This window comes from Blastomonas sp. AAP25 (genome assembly GCF_001295965.1).
Taxonomy (GTDB): Bacteria; Pseudomonadota; Alphaproteobacteria; order Sphingomonadales; family Sphingomonadaceae; genus Blastomonas; species Blastomonas fulva.
Window position 1 is genome coordinate 14,861 of record NZ_LJHP01000020.1, and the last position, 20,432, is coordinate 35,292.

Here is a 20,432-nt window from a genome sequence, read left to right on the forward strand (position 1 = left end):
GGTGGGTCTGGACTAGGGCATAAATGCCCGAACCAATGCACTTTTCAGCTGTGGTGGAGGTGACATTGGCGCATCGTCGGATTGGGCAGGAACGTCTTGGTTTTACATCGGAGGCGAAGTCGGCTTCGTCGCTCGATGGACTTTCCGGAACGCTCCACTGGGCCGAGATTGCGGTCCTACTCGCGGGCATTCATGCCAATGCCAAGGGGGAAGCAACTTTGCCGCAATTGGTGATGTTCAAGGCGTTGCCGCTGTCGATCTTGCATGACCTGTCGGATGTAAAGCTGGCCTAAGCGCTTGGTGACCGCGCCTCGTTCCGCCGGTTTTGCGACTTCTCCGGCACCTAGGCCACGCCTGAGCGCAAGGCCTTTGGCGGCTTCCGCGCAGCCCTGATTGCACAAGGACTGGATCGGTTAATGTTCAAGAGCTTGACCGTGCAGTTGAAGGCCAAGGCGATCACCGTCAAGACCGTGACACTAGTCGATGCGACGATCATTGCCTCCGCCAGCGAGGAAGACGGCGAGGCACACTGGATCAAGCACGAGGGAAAGCCTGCCGGCGCATCTGCACCTCCAACAGCCAAATCAAATCACACTTAGCAACGCCTCCTCGCCCTACCATTGAATCAACTAAAAATACCTTCCGCAAGTATTTCAATAGGTCCTGAGCCTAGCCCAAGCGTTGCGAATGGACACATTGTTTCCATGCCCGGATGTCGAGCCCAGCCAGACCGGTTGGATGAGGCTTGGCCATTCCAAAGTCCATGCCTCTAAAGCGTGAGTCTGGCCGGGCTCGATTTCGTGCTTTAGCGAAACAGTCAGCAGCACAGATAGACTGCTCCCCGGCCGCCACCGTATCAAAGCGCAAGAGTGGCCTGCCGAGTTGTCCAAGGGAATTGGTGGCATTGTCACCGATCTGCAATTAGGACCGCTGCAACCGCGGTGTATGTGGCGGCACAGGCCAGTTCCGCTATCTGATGTTTGGTTGCCCGAAGCAGGGGCACCAGCATTTTCTCATCGAATGAGCAAACTCCAGCGCGACGCAGTCAACGTGGAACGTGTTTCCGATCAAAAATGCGGAGCCAGCCCGTCTGCCTATCGCTGGATAGGAACGCGATCTCCAACGCCTATATAATTGCACAAACATCAAGGCCGGACCCGCAAAGACGGTCAACCGGAAAAAATAACGGGGAGGATGATCATGAAAATTTCTAGCTTCAGACTGGCACTCGCATGCTCTGCTTCAGTGCTGCCAATCCTGGCAGCACCCGCGATGGCGCAGGACACTCAGGAAGAACAGGCTTCGTCACAAGGCTTCGAAACGATTGTGGTGACAGCCCGCAAAGTCGAGGAGGACCTTCAGTCCACGCCGCTGGCGGTAACGGCGCTTTCGGCCGAAGGGATCGAAACCCAGCAGATCGTGATGGTACAGGACATTCAGCGCGTTGCCCCCGGCCTGCTGACGCGTGGAGCGGGTACAGGACCTTCGGCCATCGTCACGTTTGCCATTCGCGGCAATGCGCAGAACAGCCCGAACTCGGTCTCGGACTCGGCGGTCGGCATCTATGTCGATGGCGTCTATCTGGGTCGTCCGATCTCGAGCAACGTCGGCGTTCTCGATGTTGCCAATATCCAGGTGCTGCGCGGAACTCAGGGCACGCTGTTCGGTCGTAACACGACCGGAGGCGCGGTCCAGTTCACCACCACGCAGCCCGACGGAGAATTCTCGGGCTACGTCAAGGGAACGGTCGGCAACTATAAAGCCCGCCAGATTGAGGCAGCGGCCACGATCCCGCTGGCAGGTGAAGAGCTTTCGTTGCGTGTCGCAGGTCGCTACGCTGAGCGCGGCGGCTTCGGGATCAACGTTCCCACGGGCCGCCCAATTGGCGACCTTGAGTCGGACGTTGCGACCCGCGCAACCTTGCGCTGGGCTCCGACTAGCCTGCCGCTGACGCTAACGCTGTCAGCAGATTACGTGAAATCGAACGACAACGGCACCTTGAACGCGTTGATTGCCGTGAAGCCGACCGGCCCTCTGGCGACATTGTTCCCAGGTCAGTTCTCGCCCAACTTTCTGCAGAACAGGCAAAATTACTATAACAATTTCGGAAACCCGCGCACGGGCAATGCCAATATCGATACGCCGCTGAACCGCAACAAGGCCTATGGTTTTGCCGGAACGCTCGATGTCGAGCTCGGCGAAATCAATCTCAAGTCGATTACCGCCTATCGCAAGGCCGATTCGGCCAACACCCTCGACCTTGATGGCACCCCCGCAGGGGCCATCGCCTTCAACTCTGCCTATCTGCAGGACCAGTTCAGCCAGGAACTGCAGCTCTCGGGTGCAATCGGCAACCTCGACTGGATCGTCGGAGCCTATTATTTCCGGGAAGAAGGCAATGAGCGCTCGGACTCGTTTGCACTTTACAGCGTACCCGCGCTCGGCGGCCTCAACCTTGCGCCATCGGGGCGTAACCTTACCGATTTCGTCTCCAAATCGACGGCACTGTTCGCACAGGTCAACTACGACATCACCGACAAGCTGAGGGCAACTGCCGGTTTCCGCTACACCTGGGACAAGCGCAGTGCGGTCGGCCGCGGGGTCAACAACATCCGTGGTGTGCCTGAACCGGTGTTTGCCGGCGGGCGGGTTATTGTCATCCAGCCCAACACCTGCCGAGTTGGCACGACTGCAGGCACAACGCCACCAGCCGCTTGCGCTTTCCCGCAAGAAGCAAGCTTCAGCTATCCTGCATGGACGTTCAGCCTCGACTACCAGGCAAACGACGACATCCTGCTTTATGCGCGCACTGGAGGAGCTTCGCTTTCCGGCGGTTTCAACACACGTCCGACGCCGGTAGGGGCAGAAGCCTTTTCACCAGAAGATGTCCGCGACATCGAAGCTGGCATGAAGGCTGAGTTCCTCGATAACCGGCTGCAGACCAATCTCGCCGTCTTCCATGTCTGGCGCAATGGTGCCCAGAATATCGTCAACGGGATCGTCAACGGCAGCATCAGCCAGTTCGCGCAGAACTCTGGCAACATCCGGGCTTACGGGCTTGAGCTTGAAACCAAGGCACGGCCCTGGCAGGGCATGGAGCTGATGGCATCGGTGTCGCGATTGAAGGCGAGCTACCAGAACGGCAGCTTCATCGATATCGGCACCAATGGCCTGTTCGATCGCAGCGACGAAGTGGTGGCACAGACCCCGAAATGGACCTTCACCGCAGGGGCCACCCAGGAAATCGAAACCGGCATCGGCAAGTTTGTCGCGCACCTTGATTATGCGTATATTTCTGCCCGCAACTTCGGCCAGGAAACGGCGGATCTGACCAACCCTGCGCTGACTGCGGCACAGCGGACGACGAGACTGGCCGATGCAGCCATTGCCAATGCGTTCGGTACGCTGCCGGGCTATGGCATCTTCAACGGTCGCCTGACGTTCGAGATCGAAGACCCGAATATCGAAATAGCGCTGTGGGGACGCAATATCTTCGGTACGCGCTACGCACAGAACCTGTTCAACAGCTATAACCAGCTGGGCTTTACCGCCACCAACGCTGGTGAACCGGGAACGTATGGGATGACTGCAACGTTCCGCTGGTAAGTCCGGTCGCTCGCAAGATCGGCGACATCACACTACAGGTCCAGACAGGCCGGGCAGCTTGCCCGGCCTGTTTTCGTTTACGCAAGCGTAAGCCTCGGCGGCCTGATGCCACCCCCGCACGCCAGCCACTTCCCTTCCCGTAGATAGGTGTTCGCAGCGGGTCATTGCTGCGGAGAAGGGGCCAGTCCCCGACTGTGAAGGTCACTGGCAAGGAGCGGCTTATGGAAGCCTATATCTACGATCACGTCCGCACTCCACGCGGCAAGGGCCGTCCCGACGGCGCGCTGCACGAAGTCACCTCGGTTGAGATGGTCACGCAATTGCTTGAGGCGGTACGTGAACGCAACAGCTTGGACACGGCGCTGCTGGACGATGTCATCATTGGCACCGCCCAGCCTGTGGGCGAGCAGGGCGGGGTTCTGGCCCGCGCCGCTGTGCTCAACGCCGATTATGCCCAGTCGGTTGGCGGACAGCAGGTACACCGTTTCTGCGCATCTGGCCTTGATGCCGTCAACTTGATCGCAGCGCAGGTGCACGCAGGCGTGATGGAAGCCGGGATCGGCGGCGGAGTTGAGAGCATGAGCCGTACGGTCATGGGCTATGACAGCGGCGCCTGGACGTCGGACCCGGCGGTTGCCTATCACAATTACTACGCCCCGCAGGGTATCGGCGCCGACATGATCGCGACGCTCGACGGTTTCAGCCGCGGCGATGTGGATGCCTATGCCGCCGAGAGCCAGCGCCGCGCCGCACAGAGCTGGGAGGAAGGCCGCTTTGCTGGCGCGATCGTTCCGGTCAAGGATGGGATCGGCGAGGTGCTGCTCGATCATGACGAACACATGCGCCCTGGCACCACGGCAGAGAGCCTCGGTCGGCTCAAGCCGGCGTTCGAGGGCATGGGCAAGGGCGGCTTCGCCAACATTGCCAAGACGCGCTATCCCGAGATCGAGGAACTGAATTACGTCCACCACGGCGGAAACAGCTCTGGCATTGTCGATGGATCGGGCGTGGTGATGGTAGGATCGAAGGCGTTCGGCGAGCGCGCCGGGCTGAAGCCACGGGCGCGCATCCGGACATACGCATCGATGGGTTCTGAACCCACGATCATGCTGACCGCGCCTGCAGACGTAACTTTGAAGGCGTTGAAGAACGCCGGGATGAGCGTGGCGGACATTGACCTGTTCGAACTCAACGAGGCGTTTGCCAGCGTCGTGCTGCGCTACATGCGGGTGCTCGATATCCCGCACGACAAGGTCAACGTTTGCGGCGGAGCGATCGCGATGGGCCACCCGCTGGGAGCCACCGGCGCGATGATCACCGGCACGGTGCTCGACGAACTTGAGCGCACCGGCAAGCAGACCGGGCTGATCACGTTGTGCGCCGCCAACGGCCTGGGCACCGCCACCATCATCGAACGCGTCTGACGCGTTACCTTTTTCAGGATACCCGATATGCGACATCTCAAGATCATCAGGGCCGATGACGGCTTAGCCACGCTTGTCATGGACAATGCCGATGAATCGATGAACCTCGTCTCCGATGCCTTCATCGCCGAAATGCTCGACGCCATTGCGCAAATCACCGCAGACGAGACGATCAAGGGCGTCATCCTGACGTCGGGCAAGCCGGCCTTCATGGCGGGCGCGGACCTCAAGCAACTGGTGCAGGGCCATGCGACGCTGACGTTGAAACAGGCCTTCGATTTCAGCCAAAAGGCCAGCGGCATGCACCGCGCGATCGAAACCTGCGGCAAGCCCTGGGTGGCAGTGATCAACGGTCTGGCGCTGGGCGGTGGCTTTGAGCTGGCGCTGGCCTGCCATTACCGCATTCTGGTCGATGATCCGCGCGCCGTGGTCGGTCTGCCTGAGGTCAATGTCGGGCTGCTGCCGGGCTCGGGCGGAACCCAGCGGATGCTTCGGCTGGCCGGCGTGCAGGCTTCGATGGACCTGCTGCTCAGCGGGCGGGCGGTTTCGGGCAGCGAGGCGTTCAAGCTCGGCATCATCGATGCGGTGGTCGCGGCCGACCGGATGGAAGGCACGGCACGCGCTTGGCTGACCACCAGCCCCGATCCGGTCAAGCCGTGGGACGTCAAAGGCTATGCGATGCCCGAGGCGCGCGGACTGATCGTGCCCGAATATTCTTCCAGCATGATGTTCGCCGCCGGATCGATCACAAAGGCGGGCTATAACATGCCGGCCCCGGTCGCGATCCTGTCGTGCATCTACGAAGGGTCGATCCTGCCGTTCGACAAGGCACTTTCGGTCGAATCGAAGTATTTCGCCAAGCTGCTCACCAATGCAGTATCGCGCAACATCATCCGCACCACTTTCCTGTCGAAGGGTGCAGCCGAACGCGGCGCGCGCAGACCCAAAGGGATCGCGAAGACCGAATTCAGCAAGATCGGCGTTCTGGGTGCGGGCATGATGGGCGCTGGGATCGCCCTGGTATCGGCGCAAGCCGGATGCGACGTTATCCTGATCGACCGCGATGTGGAAACGGCGACGAAGGGCAAGGCCTATTCGCAAACCGCGCTTGGCAAGCTGGTCGCACGCGGATCGATGACGCAGGACAAGGCTGACGGGACACTGGCACGCATTACCCCCACCGACGACTTCGCGCATCTCGCGGGATGCGACCTCATCATCGAGGCAGTGTTCGAGGACATCACCATCAAGGCGGAAACCACCCGCAAGGCGGAGGCGATGATGCCTGCAACAGCCGTCTATGCATCCAACACATCGACGCTGCCGATCACCGGCCTGGCTGAAGCATCGGCCCGGCCTGATCAGTTTATCGGACTGCACTTCTTCTCGCCGGTCGAGCGGATGGGCCTGGTGGAAATCATCAAGGGAGAAAAAACCAGCTCGGCGACGCTGGCGGTGGCGCTGGATTTCGTCGCCAGGTTGCGCAAGACGCCGATCGTCGTCAACGACAGCCGCGGTTTCTACACCAGCCGAGTGTTCCAGACGCTGATCCACGAAGGTGCCGCGATGCTGGCCGAAGGCGTCCCGCCGGCGGTGATCGAGAATGCGGCAAAGGCGGTCGGCATGCCGGTCGGGCCGCTCGCGCTGCTGGATGAACTGACCTTCGACCTGCCGTTGAAGATCGTCGACCAGGCGATCGAACAGGTCGGGGAAAGCTATGTGCTTCCGGCCGGTGTCGGGGTGCTGCGCACGATGAAGCAGCATGGCCGCTCGGGCAAGAAGGCGGCAGCGGGCTTTTATGACTATCCGGCCGAGGGCGGCAAGCACCTCTGGAAGGGGCTCGCCGAGATATTCCCGGCCAGCCCCAGCTATGACGTCGAGCAGCTGAAGCAGCGCTTCCTGTATGCCCAGGCGATCGAGACGGCGCGCTGCCTTGAGGAAAACGTGATCGAGACATCCGAAGACGGCGATCTGGGAGCCGTCTACGGCTGGGGCTTCCCAGCCTGGACCGGGGGCACGCTGTCGTACATCGACACGGTCGGAACCGCGACCTTCGTGCGCGAGTGCGACCGGCTGGCGCAGCAGCTGGGACCACGGTTTGCCCCGTCGGCCTGGTTGCGCGCGCGGGCTGCGAGCGGCCAGGGCTTTTACTGAACGAAAGGAACTGCGATGCGCCGTACCATCTTCGAACCCGAGCACGAACAGTTCCGCGATTCTGTCCGCAAATTCATGCAGACAGAAATCGGCCCACATGCAGACCGCTGGCGCAAGGCGGGCCAGGTCGACCGTGAGGCTTACCTGAAGGCGGGCGCCAATGGCTTTTTGTGCACCTGGGCGGACGAGGCCTATGGCGGTGCCGGTATCGACGATTTCCGCTTCGAGCAGATCATCATCGAAGAGAACATGCGCCACGGCGACATCGGCTTCTACATCAACCTGCACAATGATCTGGTCGCGCCCTATATCGCCACCCTGGGCAATGAGGAGCAGAAGGCGCGGTTCATGCCCGACATCGTTTCCGGCGAGACGATCCTCGCTGTCGCGATGACCGAACCAAGTACAGGCAGCGATCTTGCAGGAATGAAGACCAATGCGGTCGATATGGGCGATCACTGGCTGCTCAATGGATCGAAGACCTATATCTCAAACGGTATCCTTTCGGATGTGGTGGTGGTTGCAGCGCGCACCGATCCGCAAGCCAGGCACGGCCTCGGCTTGTTCGTGGTCGAGCGCGGGATGCCTGGCTTCGAACGCGGTCGCAGGCTCGAGAAGATGGGGTTGAAGTCGCAGGATACTGCTGAATTGTTCTTCAACGATGTCAAGGTACCCAAGGCCAATGTGCTGGGCGAGCCGACGATGGGGTTCAAATATCTCGCCCGTTTTCTGGCTCCCGAACGTCTGGTAGCGGCCATCGGCTTCATGGCCAACACGCAGGTCGCGTTCGATCTGACGCTGGATTATGTCAAAGAGCGCAAGGCCTTTGGCCGACCGATCGGCACCTTCCAGAACAGCCGCTTCGTGATGGCCGAGATGAAGGCGCAGATCGATGCGCTGCAATGCTATGTTGACCAGTCGGTGCTGTTGCTGAACGATGACGCGCTGAGTGCAGAGGATGCGTCGGCGGCCAAGCTGCTGACCAGCGAACTGGAGGCCAAGGTGATGGATGCGTGCGTACAGTTGCACGGCGGCGCGGGCTTTATGGAAGAGTACCGCATCTGCAGGATGTACCAGGATGCGCGGATCAGCCGCATCTTTGCCGGCACCTCGGAGATTATGAAGGAGATCATCGGTCGCAGCTTGGGCCTTGATGATCGCAGGCTTGCCTGATGCGCAGCCGCCACCTCGTCGATCCGCAGCTGCTGCCACTGATCGACAACTTCGTTCCTATGGTGCTCTCCGATGAGACCCTGCCCCTGATCCGCGCGGCCCTGCCAGCGATGGTCGCAGCCCAGCCGCTGCCCGATCTTCCGGTCACCGTCGCCCAAGTCCATATCGATTCCGGCGAGGATGGCCGCACGATCCGCTGCCTGCAGATCCAGCCTGAACAGCGCTCAGGGATTACACCCGCCATCCTGCATTTTCATGGTGGTGGCCATGTGCTTGGCGTACCGGAAATGGATCTGGCGCAACTGATGGGCTGGGCGAACGAGCTTGGGTGCCTGATACTGTCAGTGGACTATCGGCTAGCACCCGAGACCCCCTTTCCCGGCCCGATGGACGACGCCTATGCTGCGCTGGGGTGGTTGCACGAAGAGGCGCAAATGCTGGGGATCGATCCGGCGCGTATCGCTGTCAGCGGGACAAGTGCTGGCGGTGCCATGGCCGCCTGTCTTTGCCTGATGGCTCGCGATCGCGGCGAATTTCCCATCGCATTCCAGCATCTTGAGGCGCCTCGCCTCGATGATAGGCTGCCCCACCCTGCAAACCCGTTCACCGGCGAATTCGTCTGGACGGCTGAAAACAGCACCTATTGCCGCGCAGCCTATCTGGGCAACGGCGATCCGTCGCCCTACGCCTCGGCGGCGCGGGCCGACGATCTGAGCGGTCTGCCGCCAGCCTATATCGGGGTGGGATCACTCGATCTGTTTGTCGACGAATGCCTCGGCTACACCGCTCGCCTGACACGCGCGGGCGTTTCGGTTGAGCTGATCGTCTATCCGGGCTGCTGCCACGGCTTCAAGATGGCGCGCGACGCCCCGGTCACCTTGCGGGCGGAACGGGATAACGTCTACGCGCTGCGGCGCGCCCTGTTTGCATGACGCGCCCGCTCGATCTCGACAGGCTGCTTGCCTACAAGGTGCCCGATGCGCGGGATGACTATGATCCGCGCGATGGCATCATCTATGCGCTGGGGGTAGGCGCGGGCCTGCGTCCCGACATCGACGAGACCCGTTTTCTGTTCGAGCGCCACCTTGAGGTTTTGCCGACAATGGCGCTGGTGCTGGGCACGCCCGGCTTCTGGCCGATGGACCCGCAATCCGGACTCGACTGGCCCAATATCCTGCACGGAGAACAGCATCTGCGGCTATTTCAGCCGCTCGATCCCGCAGGGATGGTCCATGGCGAGACGCGAATTACCGACGTGGCCGACAAAGGACCTGGCAAGCCAGCGCTGATCCGCGCGACCAAGATTCTCAGGACACTGGGCGGAACCCTGATCGCCGAGGCGACCGAGACGTGGGTGGCGCGCGGTGCGGGCGGCTTCGGTGGGGAACGCGATCTGCCCGGTGAGGCTTTGCCCCCGGTGCCCGATCGGACACCAGACCTTGCTATCACTTTGCCGACCTCGGTCGTGCAAGCGGCAACCTACCGACTGTCGGGCGACCGCAATCCGTTGCACATCGATTCCCAAGCAGCCCGACAGGCAGGCTATGATCGCCCGATCCTGCACGGGCTATCGACCATGGGGGTGATTGCCCGCGCGTTGATCCATGCCTGTGCCGGTGGCGAAGCCCGAGCCTTAAGCGAAATCGCGCTGCGTTTTACCGCGCCGGTCTACCCCGGCGACACATTGGCCACGCACATCTGGCAGCAGGGTGATCGGGTGCGATTTCGTACCTCGGCGAACGAACGCGGGGTCGTGGTTGCGGACAATGGGAATGCACTGTTGGTCGGCTAACCGTCTTGCTGTGCACCATCTGCAGGCGGCATCTTGAAGCAATAGGCGCAGATCTTGTTGCCATCCGGATCAAACAGATAGGCACCATATGCATGAGGCACTGCGCCGCGCGGACCGGGTGTGCCGGCATCGCTACCGCCCGCTGCCAGCCCTGCGGCATGGAAAGCATCGACCGAAGCGCGATCCGGAGCCTTGAAGCCGAGCGTAATGCCGTTGCCCGGGCTGGCGGGTGCACCATCCAGCGGTTTCAGCACCAGAAACTCTGCAGCGCGCGCGCCATAGGCCAGCCCCTGATCGAGGAAATCGCCCAGTCTGCGGATGCCCAGCGGGGCCAGCGCCGCGTCGTAGAAGCGACCGGCCTGAATCACATCGTTGGTGCCCACACAGTTGTGCGTGAAAATCCCCATCAGCGTTCCTCCGCCTGCGCCGGTGCCCGGACCAAATAAATTGCCACAATCGCCAGCAGCGAGCCTGCCGAAATGATCAGCGAGACACCCTGCAACCCCACGCCGCCTGCAAAAAGCATCCCGGCCACTGCAGGCCCCATAACGGCCCCGGCCCGCCCGAAGCCGATGCCAAAACCTGTGCCCGTCGCCCTGACGTTCGGCGGGAAGGCCATGGCGAGCAGCGCGTAGAAGCCGACCGCAGCGGCGTTCGAGAAAAATGCTGTTCCCGCCGCAATCCATCCAAGCACCTGCAGATCTCTAGGTGCCATGCCGAAGATGTTGAGCATGACGAAAGCCCCGGCCAGCGCGCCAATTGTGGCCCAGCGCATTCCGGTCTTCAAGGCCACCAGCCCCAGTACGCCGCCGCCGACCGCTCCGCCGAGCATCGCGTTGGTCAGCACGCCTGCAGCCGCCCCCGGATCGAACCCCATGTCGACAATCAGCTTGGGCACCCATTTGACGAAGTAATAATACGCTGCGACGTGAGTGAGATAGGCAAGGGTCAGCAAAAGAGTCGTGCGGATGAGCGCTGGCCGGAAAATCTCGAGCAGTGCCGCCCGTGACGCACCGGGAACGACGTCCGGAAGCGCGGTCATGCGAGCGAGACCAAAGCGGGTCAGCACCCGGTTGATGCGCTCCAGCGCATTGGGCGGTCGGCGGGCATAGAGCCAGCCGGGCGATTCCGGGATGAGCCACAGCGCAAGCGGAATGCTGCCGGCAGTCAGCAGCGCACCCAGATAGAAGACGCTGCGCCAGTCTCCCCCGCCGAGCAGCGCGCTGACCCCAAGTCCGCCGAAGAACGCGCCCAAAGGATAGCCGATCACCATCAGCGGAAGCACCAGATTGCGGTAGCGGGCGTTGGAGAACTCAGCCACCGAGGCATTGAGCGCGGCCAACATGCCGCCAATGCCGAGCCCCGTGAACAGCCGCCATATCGAAAGTTGCAAGACATCGGTCGATTGCGGGGCGAGCAGCATGCCGCCCGCCATCACGACAAGGCAGCCGATGATCGTCGGCTTGCGACCGATCCTGTCAGCCAGCCCGCCCAGCAGCAGCGAGCCTGCCGCCATGCCTATCAGCTCCATCGACAGCACCCAGCCCAGCACATCGCGCGCCACGCCCCATTCCTTTGCGATGCCGGGGGCGGCAAAGCTGATCGACATGACATCGAAACCGTCGAGGGCGTTGAGCAGGATTGTCATGGCGATCGCGGCAATCTGCCACCCGCCCAGTCGCCCGGAATCGATGATCTTCTGCGGGGTGGGCAATTCGGCTCTTTCAGCCACTTGCGGCAAAGGATGTTCGTGATCAGTCATCGCCGAACCACCGGCCAAGAGCCCCGCCCCATCGTCGTCAATCCTGCTTCTGGTCGACCGGGGTCATGTTGCGCATGAAGGCATAGAAGTCAGGGCCAAGTTCAGGCAGGTCCATGCCAAGCCGTTCGGCAAGATACAGCGTCATGAAATTGGCATTCAACGATTTGTTGTCCGCTTCAATGTTGCCGATGCCGACCTGCCGATCAAACGCTCCAACCACCACCAGTGCCATGCGCAGCGCGACCACGACGTCGTAATACGCCATATGTTGCGCCGTGCGTCCGACCGCCGCTTCCCAGCTGGCAATGCTTTCCTCGCGCGTCGGCAGGCCCTCCAGACGGGCCACGCCAAAGCGGCGACTGAACAGGTCGTCGAAATAGAGCCACCAGGCAAGGTCGAGCTCTGACGGACCGAGCGCCGCCAGTTCCCAGTCGATCAGCGCGTTGACCCGGCCGTCACCCGAAAACATCACGTTCGAAGGCGTGCTGTCGCCCCACAGGACGTTGACGGTCGTATCTGCCGGCTGGTGATCGCGGATATAGGTCATCGCCGCGTCGACATAGGGCAGCACCCGGTCCTTACGGCATCCATGATACCAGGCCTCCAGATGGCCCAGGTACTGGTCGAGCCCGGGGGTGCCCCACTCCGAACGGGCCAGAAAGGCGAACCCGTCTTTCTGCCAGTCGATCTGGCTCATCTGGGCAAAGGCTTGGATTGCGTTCTGCCAGGTTGAGGCCCGTTGCTGTGGTGGCATATCGACCAGCCAACCGGTCGTGTTGTAGTTGGGCCGCTGGGTCGCTGACTGGCCATCGACGCGGCCCATCACCAGGAAAGGCATTCCGAGTACCTCGGGATCGAGCTCCATGCCGATCCACTCAGGCACCGGGGTCACCTTCAGCCGATCCAGCGCAGCCATCATGTTGCCCTGCAGTGCAAGGCTCGATCCCAGCACCACCTCGAAGCTGGTCGGCTGCCGGCGTACCACCAGGGTCCTTGCCTGCGCGCCCGAGGCTGTTTCGAACTCGACGTCCACAAAGAATATCTCGGCGGAAAAGCCCGAGCCGAGCGACACCTCCAGCGGACGGAGCCTGACGTTCTGCCAGCCCGCGACATGCGACTCGAGCCAGTCGCGAAGCCGCGCCTGCACCTGTGCCGTCGACAGTGCCACGGCTTATAGCCCCTTTGCAGCCAGCGCGCGCCGAAGCTCTTGCGTCAGCGGACCCATGTCGTTGGGTGACGCGCCGTGCAGCAGGATTTCATCAGCGCCCGCATCCAGATAGGCCATCAGCTGATCGGCGCACTGCGCCGCGGTCCCGACCGCCGCGCCATCATCGATCCAGTGCTGTGGCAGCAAGGCGCCGACATCGACCAGTTCCTGCCGAGTATAGGCCTGGTCGGCGGGTTTGCCGTTGAGGGCGGCGATCTTCGGGTGCGCGCGGATGAGGTCGAGCACCGATTTGTCCCACTCGTTGATCTCGACGATCAGATCGCCAAAGCCGGGCAGCTCGAAATAGGTGATGGCGCGACCGCGTACCACCGCATCCTCTTCATCCTTGGGGAGGTCGGGCGCCACGATGATGTTGTGATAGATGCGCACCGACATCGGGTCCCGTCCTGCCTTTTCGGCGGCATCGCGGACAATCTTGGTGCTGTTGCGAACGCCGGTGGTGGACACGAACGGATGCAGCAGCACGCCGTCACAATGCGTGCCGGCGAACTCGAGAGATTTTGGGCCGATCGCGGTAAAGATCACCGGTGGCTTTTTGCCCTCATGCATGTCGGTGAGTTTCAGCATCGGGAATTTGCCGAGCACACCTTCGTAGCTGACCGTCTCCCCGTCCCACAGCCGCCGCATGATCGAGATATAGTCGGCAAGCCGTTCCATGGTGATGGCAGGCGCGCCCAGCATCTGCATATAGGCGGGCACCGCGCGCGCGAACATGATGCTGAACCGGTCCGCACTCATCGCCTGCATCAGGTTTGCCACGCTGGCAGTCACGATGGGGTGCCGCATCGTGGCATAGAACGTACCGTTGATCCTGATACTGGACGTCGCCTGGCTCACGGCCCCTGCCAGCACGGCAGGCTCTTTCAATGCAAAGCGCTCGGATATCCAGATCGCCCCCAGACCGATGCGCTCGGCCTCCTGCGCCTCCTCGATGCCCCGCCGGGGATCGTCCACCCGGCCCGGGAGGATGTAGGTGCCGAATTTGTCGAACAGTGCCTGTGCACCGGGTTCCTGCGCCATCATCCAGCTCCTTGATTTTTCTGTGATCGTCCTGGGCCAGACATTGTCGCAACGTCTGAGCTGTCAACCTGTCGCAAGGCAGGACTGCACCCGTCTTTTGCCGCGATGATGTCAGGTCTGAAGGAGATTGTCATGGACGCATTGGCCCGCCTGCTCGACACCGAAGCGATCAAGCTGGTCAAGGCGCGCTATTGCCGGATGCTCGACACCAAGGACTGGGACGGACTTGCCGCCTTGTTCACCGACGACGCGGTGATGGACGTGGAGCAGGATACCGGCAACCCGCCCATGATGGGCGTTGCCGCCATTATTGACCAGATCAGGTTCGCGGTGGACCATGCCGCCACCAGCCATCAGGTGCATTCGCCCGAAATCACCCTGACCGACGCCGACGCCGCCACCGGGCTATGGGCGATGCAGGATCGCGTTGTCTGGAAACCGGGCACGTCACCGCTTGCCGGTGTCGGCTCGATCACCGGCTATGGCCAGTATCACGAGCACTACCGGCGCGAAGGGGGCGTCTGGAAGATCGCCGCGCTCAAGCTCACCCGCTTCCACGTCGACATGCACGCGGATTGACCTTCAGTCCCATTGCAGTTCGAGCGCGGGAACGAAGGTGATGTTGCCGACGAAATAGCCCAGATCGAAGCCGTCGCGGACACGGAACAGCGGCACAGCCTTGAGCATTTCCTCCAAGGCGACCTGCAATTCCAGCCGGGCAAGGTGCATGCCCAGGCATTTGTGAATGCCCCCGCCCAGCGCAATATGCGCGGCCTTGCGGTCGAAACGCACCTGCGAGGGGTGATCATGTATCTTGGGGTCCTGATTGGCCACCGGCGTGCAGACGGATACATATTCGCCCGGCATGATTTTCTGGCCGTGGATCTCGATCTCGCGCGTTGCGATGCGAAACGCGGTGACGGGGCCGAAGATGCGCAGGAACTCCTCGACCGCCAGCACGATGCGATCGGGGTTTTCGCGCAGTTCCTGCTGCTGCTCGGGATGCCGGGCCAGCCAGGCAAAGCTGTTGCCCAGCATCGTCGTGACCGTATCCAGCCCGCCCAGATATAGGTTGAAGCAGTGGCCCAGCACCTCCTGGTCGTTCCACTTGCGGCCGTCTTCTGCCTCGAAATCGAAGATACGGGTGATGTAATCATCCTGCGGGTTTGCCCGCCGGGCGGCGATCTCTTCGACCAGATAGTTCTTCACCGCACGCACGGCGTTGCTTCGCACCTCCCAATCATTGGTGTGCAGCATCTCCTTTTCCCATTTCAGGAACTCGGCCATCCGGTCCTGCGGCAGACCCAGCAGATCAAGCACGATGTAGATCGGGTAGCGCTCGGAGAACTCGTTGACGAAATCACAGCTACCACGATCCTGGAACTTGTCGATCAGATCGCGCGCGCGCTTGCGCAGGTCGTCCTTCATCGCAGCCATCTTCTGCGGCGAAAAATGCGGGTTCAGCGCCTTGCGATACGCGGTGTGCATCGGCGGATCGACCTCAGTGGGGATGACCAGCCAGTCTTCGCCGATGCCTTGTGCCCATTGGCCCATGCCGTTCTTGGTGAAGTCATCGGCATTGCGCAGCATCGCCATGGTGTCTTCATAGCCGGTGAGCAGCCAGCCCGGCTTGTCGCCGGGGAAGATGTTGGTGACATAGGTGATTGGCCCCAGGCTGCTGTGCATCTGCGGGATCAGCGTTTCCTGGGGACAATCCCTGACGACTTCGCGGGCAAAGAATGGCAGCCGCATGGCCTTGTCGGCGGGGACATGCGTCGGAAGCGTGGCTGGAGGCGGGAGAGTGGTGGTCACAGTTCGGTTCCTTTACCAGATGGTGCGCATGTGCGCGGCCAGCCTGCGTTGCCGCAAAGCCTCGGCGCGTTCTGCGCGTGAAACAAGGGTCGTGTCGCCCGGCAAGGTGGACACGACATCGGCCAGCTTCACCTTGCGCAGGGTCGGCATCGGCTTTTCATCCGCCTCGAACCAGCGGCCCTGCAAGGCACCGCTGCGATAGCCCGAGGTATCGAGCCAGTTGTGAACGCCGGGATCCCGCGCCGAGATCACCGTGCGGAACACGCCATCGCTGTCCACCACGGCCTGCGTGTCGTTCAGGCTCGACTGATTGTTGTACCAGTCGGTCGTTTCATACAGATCGTTCGTGAGGATGATCGACCAGTACCGGCAGCGCGACGGCACCTTGACCTCGGTGATAAGGGCTTCGTCGTCCGCAAGTTCGTAAGCGCCTTCGTAATAGAACTGCCCGGCCAGGCCCGACATCTGCGAGACATCAAACACCTTCAGGCGGTTGAGATACCCCTCGTCGCGCAGTTCCTGAACATGGGTTGGGAAGGCCAGCGCGCACACGGCGGTGATGCCGGGCATTTCGGCAAACCTGCGGTGCAGCTCTTCGGTCGCAGGCCGCCCCCTGCCCTCATCCACATCCAGCCGGACAATACCGAAACGCGGCTCGCGCTCGGCGCCCCAGTCGCATGCGACGATTCGGACCATCAGCTTTTCACATTGCGGGTCCAGTGCGAACCAGTCGCCAGCATGATCAGCGGGCCGCTCGGGCGACAGCAGCAACTCGAAATGCCCGTGGCTATCCAGCGTCAGGCTGTCGAAATCGATCTGGCCGAGCAACGGATGGTGCTTCCCGGTGCGCAATGTGTCTGGCCCCATCTGCGCCAGGATGATCATGCGCACGCTGCCGCGGTCGCCCTTGAGCAGATAGCTGCCACCTCTTTCGATCAGGCAGCTTTTGTAGATCGTGTCCGCATTCGGCTGGAAGATGTTCTGCGCGATGTTGAGCTCCGGCACGAACATCGGGTGCCGGCGGTCGCCCACCAGCGCGTCCGAACTGGCCCGCGCCAGTCCGGCGAGCAGCAAGCGCATCGATTCGGCCATCACCTGCGGGTCGTTCCGCAACCGCTCAGGCACCCGCGCGCGCATGGCCTGCCCCAAGGGACGGAGCCCGTCGATCAGCGCCTCCCATGCCAGGCCGTCGTCTTCCATCCATCCTGCTCCAAGCCGTGTGTCGTTGTGGTCTTTGCCAAGCTGCCCGCCAAGCAACCTTTCGCCCGGTAGGTGAAGAGTGATGGCTGTCGCGCAGACTGCAAGCCTCAACAGCGATCGGCGGTCCATGAAATCGACAGACATGATGCTCGATGTAACCTCGGCTGCGGGACTGGATGAACCGACCCGGATCGCGGCTACATTGCACCTGCCCGATGATATGCCGACCGGCCAACTGCACCTGATCTTCGCCATCCATGGCGGCGGTTACCGACGGCTTTACTGGCATCCCCCATTCGCCGATGAAAGCTACAGCTTTGCCCACTGGTTCACAGACCGGGGGAAGGCCTTGCTCGCCATCGACATGCTGGGCATGGGCGACAGCAGCACCCCCGAACCCGAGCAGCGTCTGAGCACAGAGATCATTGCTGCAGCGCATGCCGATGCATTGGCACAGGTCGTGGCAATGCTCGACCGGCCTTTGAGCATCACCGGTATCGGCCATTCGATGGGGGGCATGATGATCATCACCCAAGCCGCTGCATTTCCAGCCTTTGAGCGGGTCGCGGTCCTGGGCTGGGCCAACGAGCCGATGACGCTGGGCGATACTGACGTCGCAACACTGACCGCAGGGCTCGCTCCCGGCGGCTATCTGGCGACACCGCGAGAACCGATGCGCGCGCTTTTCTATGCGCCTGATGTGCCCGCAAGCCTGATCGCTGCCGATGAAGCGCATGGATCGACAACGCCAGCCTGCCTTGGCCGCGCGGCGCTGACACCGGGCATCGTTCATGCAGCAGCAGCGAAGATCGCGGTTCCGGTGCTAGTCGTACAGAGCGAGGTCGACACCAGCCCGTCGCCCGAGCGCGAACCGGGCTATTTCAGCGCGTCACCCGAAACAGAGCTGCAGATCTTAGCTGATGCTGCACATTGCCAGAACTTTGCCGGCACCCGGCACCTGCACTGGGCAGCGCTGGACGCATGGATCGACCGGAACCGCTAGAATTGTGTGCCGCGTAGCGCCGCTGCGGCACCGCCATCGACCCTGAGGTCGCATCCGGTGATGTAGGAGGCGGCATCCGACAGCAGGAACTGCGCCGCAGTGGCGATGTCCATCGCGGTGCCCCAGCGTCCGCACGGAGTCGCATCCACCATCGCCTGCGCCCGGTGGCCGCTCGCGGCTTCGCGGCGTCCCATCGGCGTCCAGACCACGCCAGGGGACAGCGAGACGATTCTCGCCCCACGCCTGCCCCAGCCGGGAGCGCTCTTCTCGCAAAGGCGAATGATGCCGCGCTTAGAGAGCGAATAGGCCTGGCCTTCGAGCGTCCCGCCATGCGCCGCTACCACTGCGGCAATGTGCGGATGCAGGCTGTCGTACAAGTCGGGCTGAAGCGGATCATCGAGTAAAGTCTGTACCGCTGCATCCTGCGGCCCCAGATGCCCGGCGACCGACGCGATCAGGACGCACGCCGATCCCGGTGCCAGCAACGGTTCGAGCGCTGCAAGCAGTCGCATCGGCCCGATGCTGTTGGCGCGGATGATCGCCCGCCAATCGGCCTGCACCGGCGAGAGGCCTGCTGCGTTGACGATCGACCGGATCGACCCGGTGCGGGCGCAAAGCTCAGCCAGTGCCTGCGCGGTATCGGCATCGGCCAGATCTCCGGGCAGGCAATCGGCGCGATGGCCCTCATCGGCCAGAATGGTATGCAGCGCGTGCAGCCGGTCACTGTCCGCGTCGGTCAGCACCAGACGGTGGGTATGCCCGAGCAGCCGCGCGGTGGCCGCTCCGATCCCGCCCGCTGCCCCGGTGATCACCGCGACCGGCCGTAACTCAGGTCCGGCCTGATGGGGATCGAATGCGTTCATTCTGGCTTGTCCTCAAGCGCCGAGATTTCCCCGGCAATTGACTTTGCTGCAAACCAGTAGCTGGCAATCGCGAGCAACAGGAACACCCCCAGCACCAGCAGCGCCTGCTGCAGCCCGGTTCCGGATGCCGCAGCACAGGCCGCAGGCGGTGGGCCAGACTGGATGCCGATGCAATCCGCCGCATAGCCCGGCCCGTAAAGACCGCTCGCCAGCCGATCGCTCATCCAGCCGAGGAAGACCGAGCCAAGACCGAGCCCAAACACCGTCTGGCCGAACGCGTGGATCGCCGCTGCGGTGGCGCGCATCCTGGGTTCGACCAGCCTTTGAGTCACCGTCATGATTGTCGGCAGAAACGCATAGAGACAGAAGGTCGCGGCAAACAGCAGCACCGCCATGATCCGCCAGTCATCCTGATAGATCGCCGTCAGAAACAGCGGGAGAGCCAGCGATGATGACAGCATTGGGAGCAGCCCATAGCGGCGGTGATCGTCCCTGGCATAGCGGTCTGCCAGAATGCCGCCGACCACACCGCCCAGCGCCGTTGCCGCACTGAACGTCAGCGCAAAGGTGATCGCCGCCTCCTTGAGGTCGAAACCGAACCGCCGGACCAGCAAGGGGATCAGAAACAGGTTCAGCCCGAACCCGACCAAGGCCACGATGCCGCTGCCGAACGTGAAGGTGACAAAGGCGCGCGAGCCCGATACTCGGCGCAGCACCACGGCGAACCCGGGTGCGCGTGCTTCGGCGTTCTGTCGGACAGGTTCCCGGATCGTCAGCCACAGCAGCAGCGCGAGCAGCAATCCCGGAGCACCCATCACTAGGAACGCCGCACGCCAGCCATGGTTCTGCGCGATCCAGCCACCGCCCAGTGCACCGACCGCGCCGCCCACCGAAACCCCCACCGCGATCAGCGAGAACACCGTGGCGCGCTTTTCAGGAACGAACCTGTCGGCGATCAGCGACACGACCGGCGGTGTGAAGCCGGCCTCGCCGATGCCCACCCCCATCCGCGCCAGCAGCAGATGCGTGTAGTTTCCCGCAACACCGGACAGCATTGTCATGACCGACCACACCGCGGTCGCAGTGGCAACGATCCCGACCCGGCTGATGCGTTCTGCCAGCCGCGCCAGCGGGATGCCGACGCCGCCGTAGAACAGCGCAAACGCCACCCCGCCCATGATGCCAAGCTGCAGGTCTGACAGGCCGAATTCGCGGCGGATCGGCTCCCCGACCACCGAGATGATCATGCGGTCGATGAAGTTGAACATGTAGATCGTGCCGAACAGGAGGATGAACCACCAGTCACGCCCGGAAAAGCGGTTCATGCGTCTGCCTTTGTTGTTCAAGCCTTATCTATGCGCGATAGCACGGCTGGACTGTCCGGCCAGCACAATC

Annotated in this window: 18 protein-coding genes and 1 pseudogene; 11 read left to right on the forward strand and 8 right to left on the reverse strand. The window is 62.3% G+C overall.

Translation table 11 applies throughout. From position 1 onward, the window contains the following. Positions 1–23 precede the first annotated feature (23 nt). The 9 genes and pseudogenes from IP68_RS13205 (at position 24) to IP68_RS13240 (ending at position 10,149) form a co-directional block, all read left to right on the forward strand. Entirely contained in the window at positions 24–293 is a 270-nt protein-coding gene (locus tag IP68_RS13205) for a hypothetical protein (protein WP_171900232.1), read from the forward strand. Positions 294–416: 123 nt separating this feature from the next. Further along, a complete protein-coding gene (locus IP68_RS13210) occupies positions 417–599 on the forward strand; it encodes a hypothetical protein (protein ID WP_054135475.1) in 183 nt (60 codons plus the stop codon). A gap of 673 nt (positions 600–1,272) precedes the next feature. Then, positions 1,273–1,677: pseudogene (locus IP68_RS20835) on the forward strand (TonB-dependent receptor plug domain-containing protein); the annotation flags it as partial. Between the two features lie 339 nt (positions 1,678–2,016). Next, positions 2,017–3,606 carry a TonB-dependent receptor gene (locus IP68_RS20840; protein WP_369814868.1) on the forward strand — a complete coding sequence of 530 codons (1,590 nt, stop codon included), beginning with the start codon at positions 2,017–2,019 and terminating at the stop codon, positions 3,604–3,606. 221 nt (positions 3,607–3,827) lie between these two features. Further along, complete coding sequence (locus tag IP68_RS13220; protein ID WP_054135789.1) at positions 3,828–5,030, forward strand: acetyl-CoA C-acetyltransferase; 1,203 nt, start codon at positions 3,828–3,830, stop codon at positions 5,028–5,030. A gap of 27 nt (positions 5,031–5,057) precedes the next feature. Beyond that, positions 5,058–7,184 carry a 3-hydroxyacyl-CoA dehydrogenase NAD-binding domain-containing protein gene (locus IP68_RS13225; RefSeq protein WP_054135477.1) on the forward strand — a complete coding sequence of 709 codons (2,127 nt, stop codon included), beginning with the start codon at positions 5,058–5,060 and terminating at the stop codon, positions 7,182–7,184. Positions 7,185–7,199: 15 nt separating this feature from the next. After that, a complete protein-coding gene (locus tag IP68_RS13230; protein WP_054135478.1) occupies positions 7,200–8,357 on the forward strand; it encodes an acyl-CoA dehydrogenase family protein in 1,158 nt (385 codons plus the stop codon). Further along, positions 8,357–9,289: an alpha/beta hydrolase gene (locus IP68_RS13235; RefSeq protein ID WP_054135479.1), complete on the forward strand. Its 933-nt coding sequence runs from the start codon at positions 8,357–8,359 to the stop codon at positions 9,287–9,289. Before IP68_RS13230 ends, IP68_RS13235 begins: the two co-directional genes overlap by 1 nt. Beyond that, a complete protein-coding gene (locus IP68_RS13240; protein WP_054135480.1) occupies positions 9,286–10,149 on the forward strand; it encodes a MaoC/PaaZ C-terminal domain-containing protein in 864 nt (287 codons plus the stop codon). The genes IP68_RS13235 and IP68_RS13240 overlap by 4 nt, the downstream gene beginning before the upstream one ends. Here IP68_RS13240 and IP68_RS13245 read toward each other — a convergent pair. The 4 genes from IP68_RS13245 to IP68_RS13260 form a co-directional block, all read right to left on the reverse strand. Beyond that, positions 10,146–10,556: a VOC family protein gene (locus IP68_RS13245; RefSeq protein WP_054135481.1), complete on the reverse strand. Its 411-nt coding sequence runs from the start codon at positions 10,554–10,556 to the stop codon at positions 10,146–10,148. The genes IP68_RS13240 and IP68_RS13245 overlap by 4 nt on opposite strands. Further along, the gene (locus IP68_RS13250) at positions 10,556–11,863 is read right to left on the reverse strand and encodes an MFS transporter (RefSeq protein ID WP_231683981.1); all 1,308 of its coding nucleotides are present in this window, start codon (positions 11,861–11,863) and stop codon (positions 10,556–10,558) included. Before IP68_RS13250 ends, IP68_RS13245 begins: the two co-directional genes overlap by 1 nt. An 85-nt stretch (positions 11,864–11,948) precedes the next feature. Continuing rightward, entirely contained in the window at positions 11,949–13,079 is a 1,131-nt protein-coding gene (locus tag IP68_RS13255; protein ID WP_054135482.1) for a phosphotransferase family protein, read from the reverse strand. Positions 13,080–13,082: 3 nt separating this feature from the next. After that, entirely contained in the window at positions 13,083–14,159 is a 1,077-nt protein-coding gene (locus IP68_RS13260) for a TIGR03857 family LLM class F420-dependent oxidoreductase (RefSeq protein WP_231683983.1), read from the reverse strand. A 132-nt stretch (positions 14,160–14,291) separates the two neighbouring features. Here IP68_RS13260 and IP68_RS13265 point away from each other — a divergent pair, with 132 nt between their 5' ends. Then, on the forward strand, positions 14,292–14,738 hold the full coding sequence (locus IP68_RS13265) for a nuclear transport factor 2 family protein (protein WP_054135791.1): 447 nt from the start codon (positions 14,292–14,294) through the stop codon (positions 14,736–14,738). A gap of 3 nt (positions 14,739–14,741) precedes the next feature. On the opposite strand, the gene IP68_RS13270 is transcribed toward IP68_RS13265, so the two are convergent. Together IP68_RS13270 and IP68_RS13275 are read right to left on the reverse strand one after the other, a co-directional pair. Continuing rightward, on the reverse strand, positions 14,742–15,971 hold the full coding sequence (locus tag IP68_RS13270; RefSeq protein ID WP_231683985.1) for a cytochrome P450: 1,230 nt from the start codon (positions 15,969–15,971) through the stop codon (positions 14,742–14,744). A gap of 12 nt (positions 15,972–15,983) precedes the next feature. Next, on the reverse strand, positions 15,984–17,171 hold the full coding sequence (locus IP68_RS13275) for a DUF1214 domain-containing protein (protein WP_054135485.1): 1,188 nt from the start codon (positions 17,169–17,171) through the stop codon (positions 15,984–15,986). 127 nt (positions 17,172–17,298) lie between these two features. Between IP68_RS13275 and IP68_RS13280 the strand changes: the two genes are divergently transcribed. After that, entirely contained in the window at positions 17,299–18,174 is an 876-nt protein-coding gene (locus IP68_RS13280) for an alpha/beta hydrolase (protein ID WP_171900234.1), read from the forward strand. Here the strand turns inward: IP68_RS13280 and IP68_RS13285 are convergent. Continuing rightward, positions 18,171–19,037: an SDR family oxidoreductase gene (locus IP68_RS13285; RefSeq protein ID WP_054135487.1), complete on the reverse strand. Its 867-nt coding sequence runs from the start codon at positions 19,035–19,037 to the stop codon at positions 18,171–18,173. The two genes, IP68_RS13280 and IP68_RS13285, sit on opposite strands and share 4 nt — an antisense overlap. Continuing rightward, positions 19,034–20,362: an MFS transporter gene (locus tag IP68_RS13290; protein ID WP_054135488.1), complete on the reverse strand. Its 1,329-nt coding sequence runs from the start codon at positions 20,360–20,362 to the stop codon at positions 19,034–19,036. Before IP68_RS13290 ends, IP68_RS13285 begins: the two co-directional genes overlap by 4 nt. Positions 20,363–20,432 lie beyond the last annotated feature (70 nt).

Excerpts from the sequence above, each read along its gene's own strand:
- IP68_RS13290 (WP_054135488.1), bottom strand. The coding sequence starts at position 20,362 with ATGAACCGCTTTTCCGGGCGTGACTGGTGGTTCATCCTCCTGTTCGGC.
- IP68_RS13245 (WP_054135481.1), bottom strand. The coding sequence starts at position 10,556 with ATGGGGATTTTCACGCACAACTGTGTGGGCACCAACGATGTGATTCAG.
- IP68_RS13265 (WP_054135791.1), top strand. The coding sequence starts at position 14,292 with ATGGACGCATTGGCCCGCCTGCTCGACACCGAAGCGATCAAGCTGGTC.
- IP68_RS13230 (WP_054135478.1), top strand. The coding sequence starts at position 7,200 with ATGCGCCGTACCATCTTCGAACCCGAGCACGAACAGTTCCGCGATTCT.
- IP68_RS13210 (WP_054135475.1), top strand. The coding sequence starts at position 417 with ATGTTCAAGAGCTTGACCGTGCAGTTGAAGGCCAAGGCGATCACCGTC.
- IP68_RS13240 (WP_054135480.1), top strand. The coding sequence starts at position 9,286 with ATGACGCGCCCGCTCGATCTCGACAGGCTGCTTGCCTACAAGGTGCCC.
- IP68_RS13275 (WP_054135485.1), bottom strand. The coding sequence starts at position 17,171 with ATGGAAGACGACGGCCTGGCATGGGAGGCGCTGATCGACGGGCTCCGT.
- IP68_RS13220 (WP_054135789.1), top strand. The coding sequence starts at position 3,828 with ATGGAAGCCTATATCTACGATCACGTCCGCACTCCACGCGGCAAGGGC.
- IP68_RS13285 (WP_054135487.1), bottom strand. The coding sequence starts at position 19,037 with ATGAACGCATTCGATCCCCATCAGGCCGGACCTGAGTTACGGCCGGTC.
- IP68_RS13225 (WP_054135477.1), top strand. The coding sequence starts at position 5,058 with ATGCGACATCTCAAGATCATCAGGGCCGATGACGGCTTAGCCACGCTT.
- IP68_RS13260 (WP_231683983.1), bottom strand. The coding sequence starts at position 14,159 with ATGGCGCAGGAACCCGGTGCACAGGCACTGTTCGACAAATTCGGCACC.
- IP68_RS13205 (WP_171900232.1), top strand. The coding sequence starts at position 24 with ATGCCCGAACCAATGCACTTTTCAGCTGTGGTGGAGGTGACATTGGCG.
- IP68_RS13280 (WP_171900234.1), top strand. The coding sequence starts at position 17,299 with ATGAAATCGACAGACATGATGCTCGATGTAACCTCGGCTGCGGGACTG.
- IP68_RS13235 (WP_054135479.1), top strand. The coding sequence starts at position 8,357 with ATGCGCAGCCGCCACCTCGTCGATCCGCAGCTGCTGCCACTGATCGAC.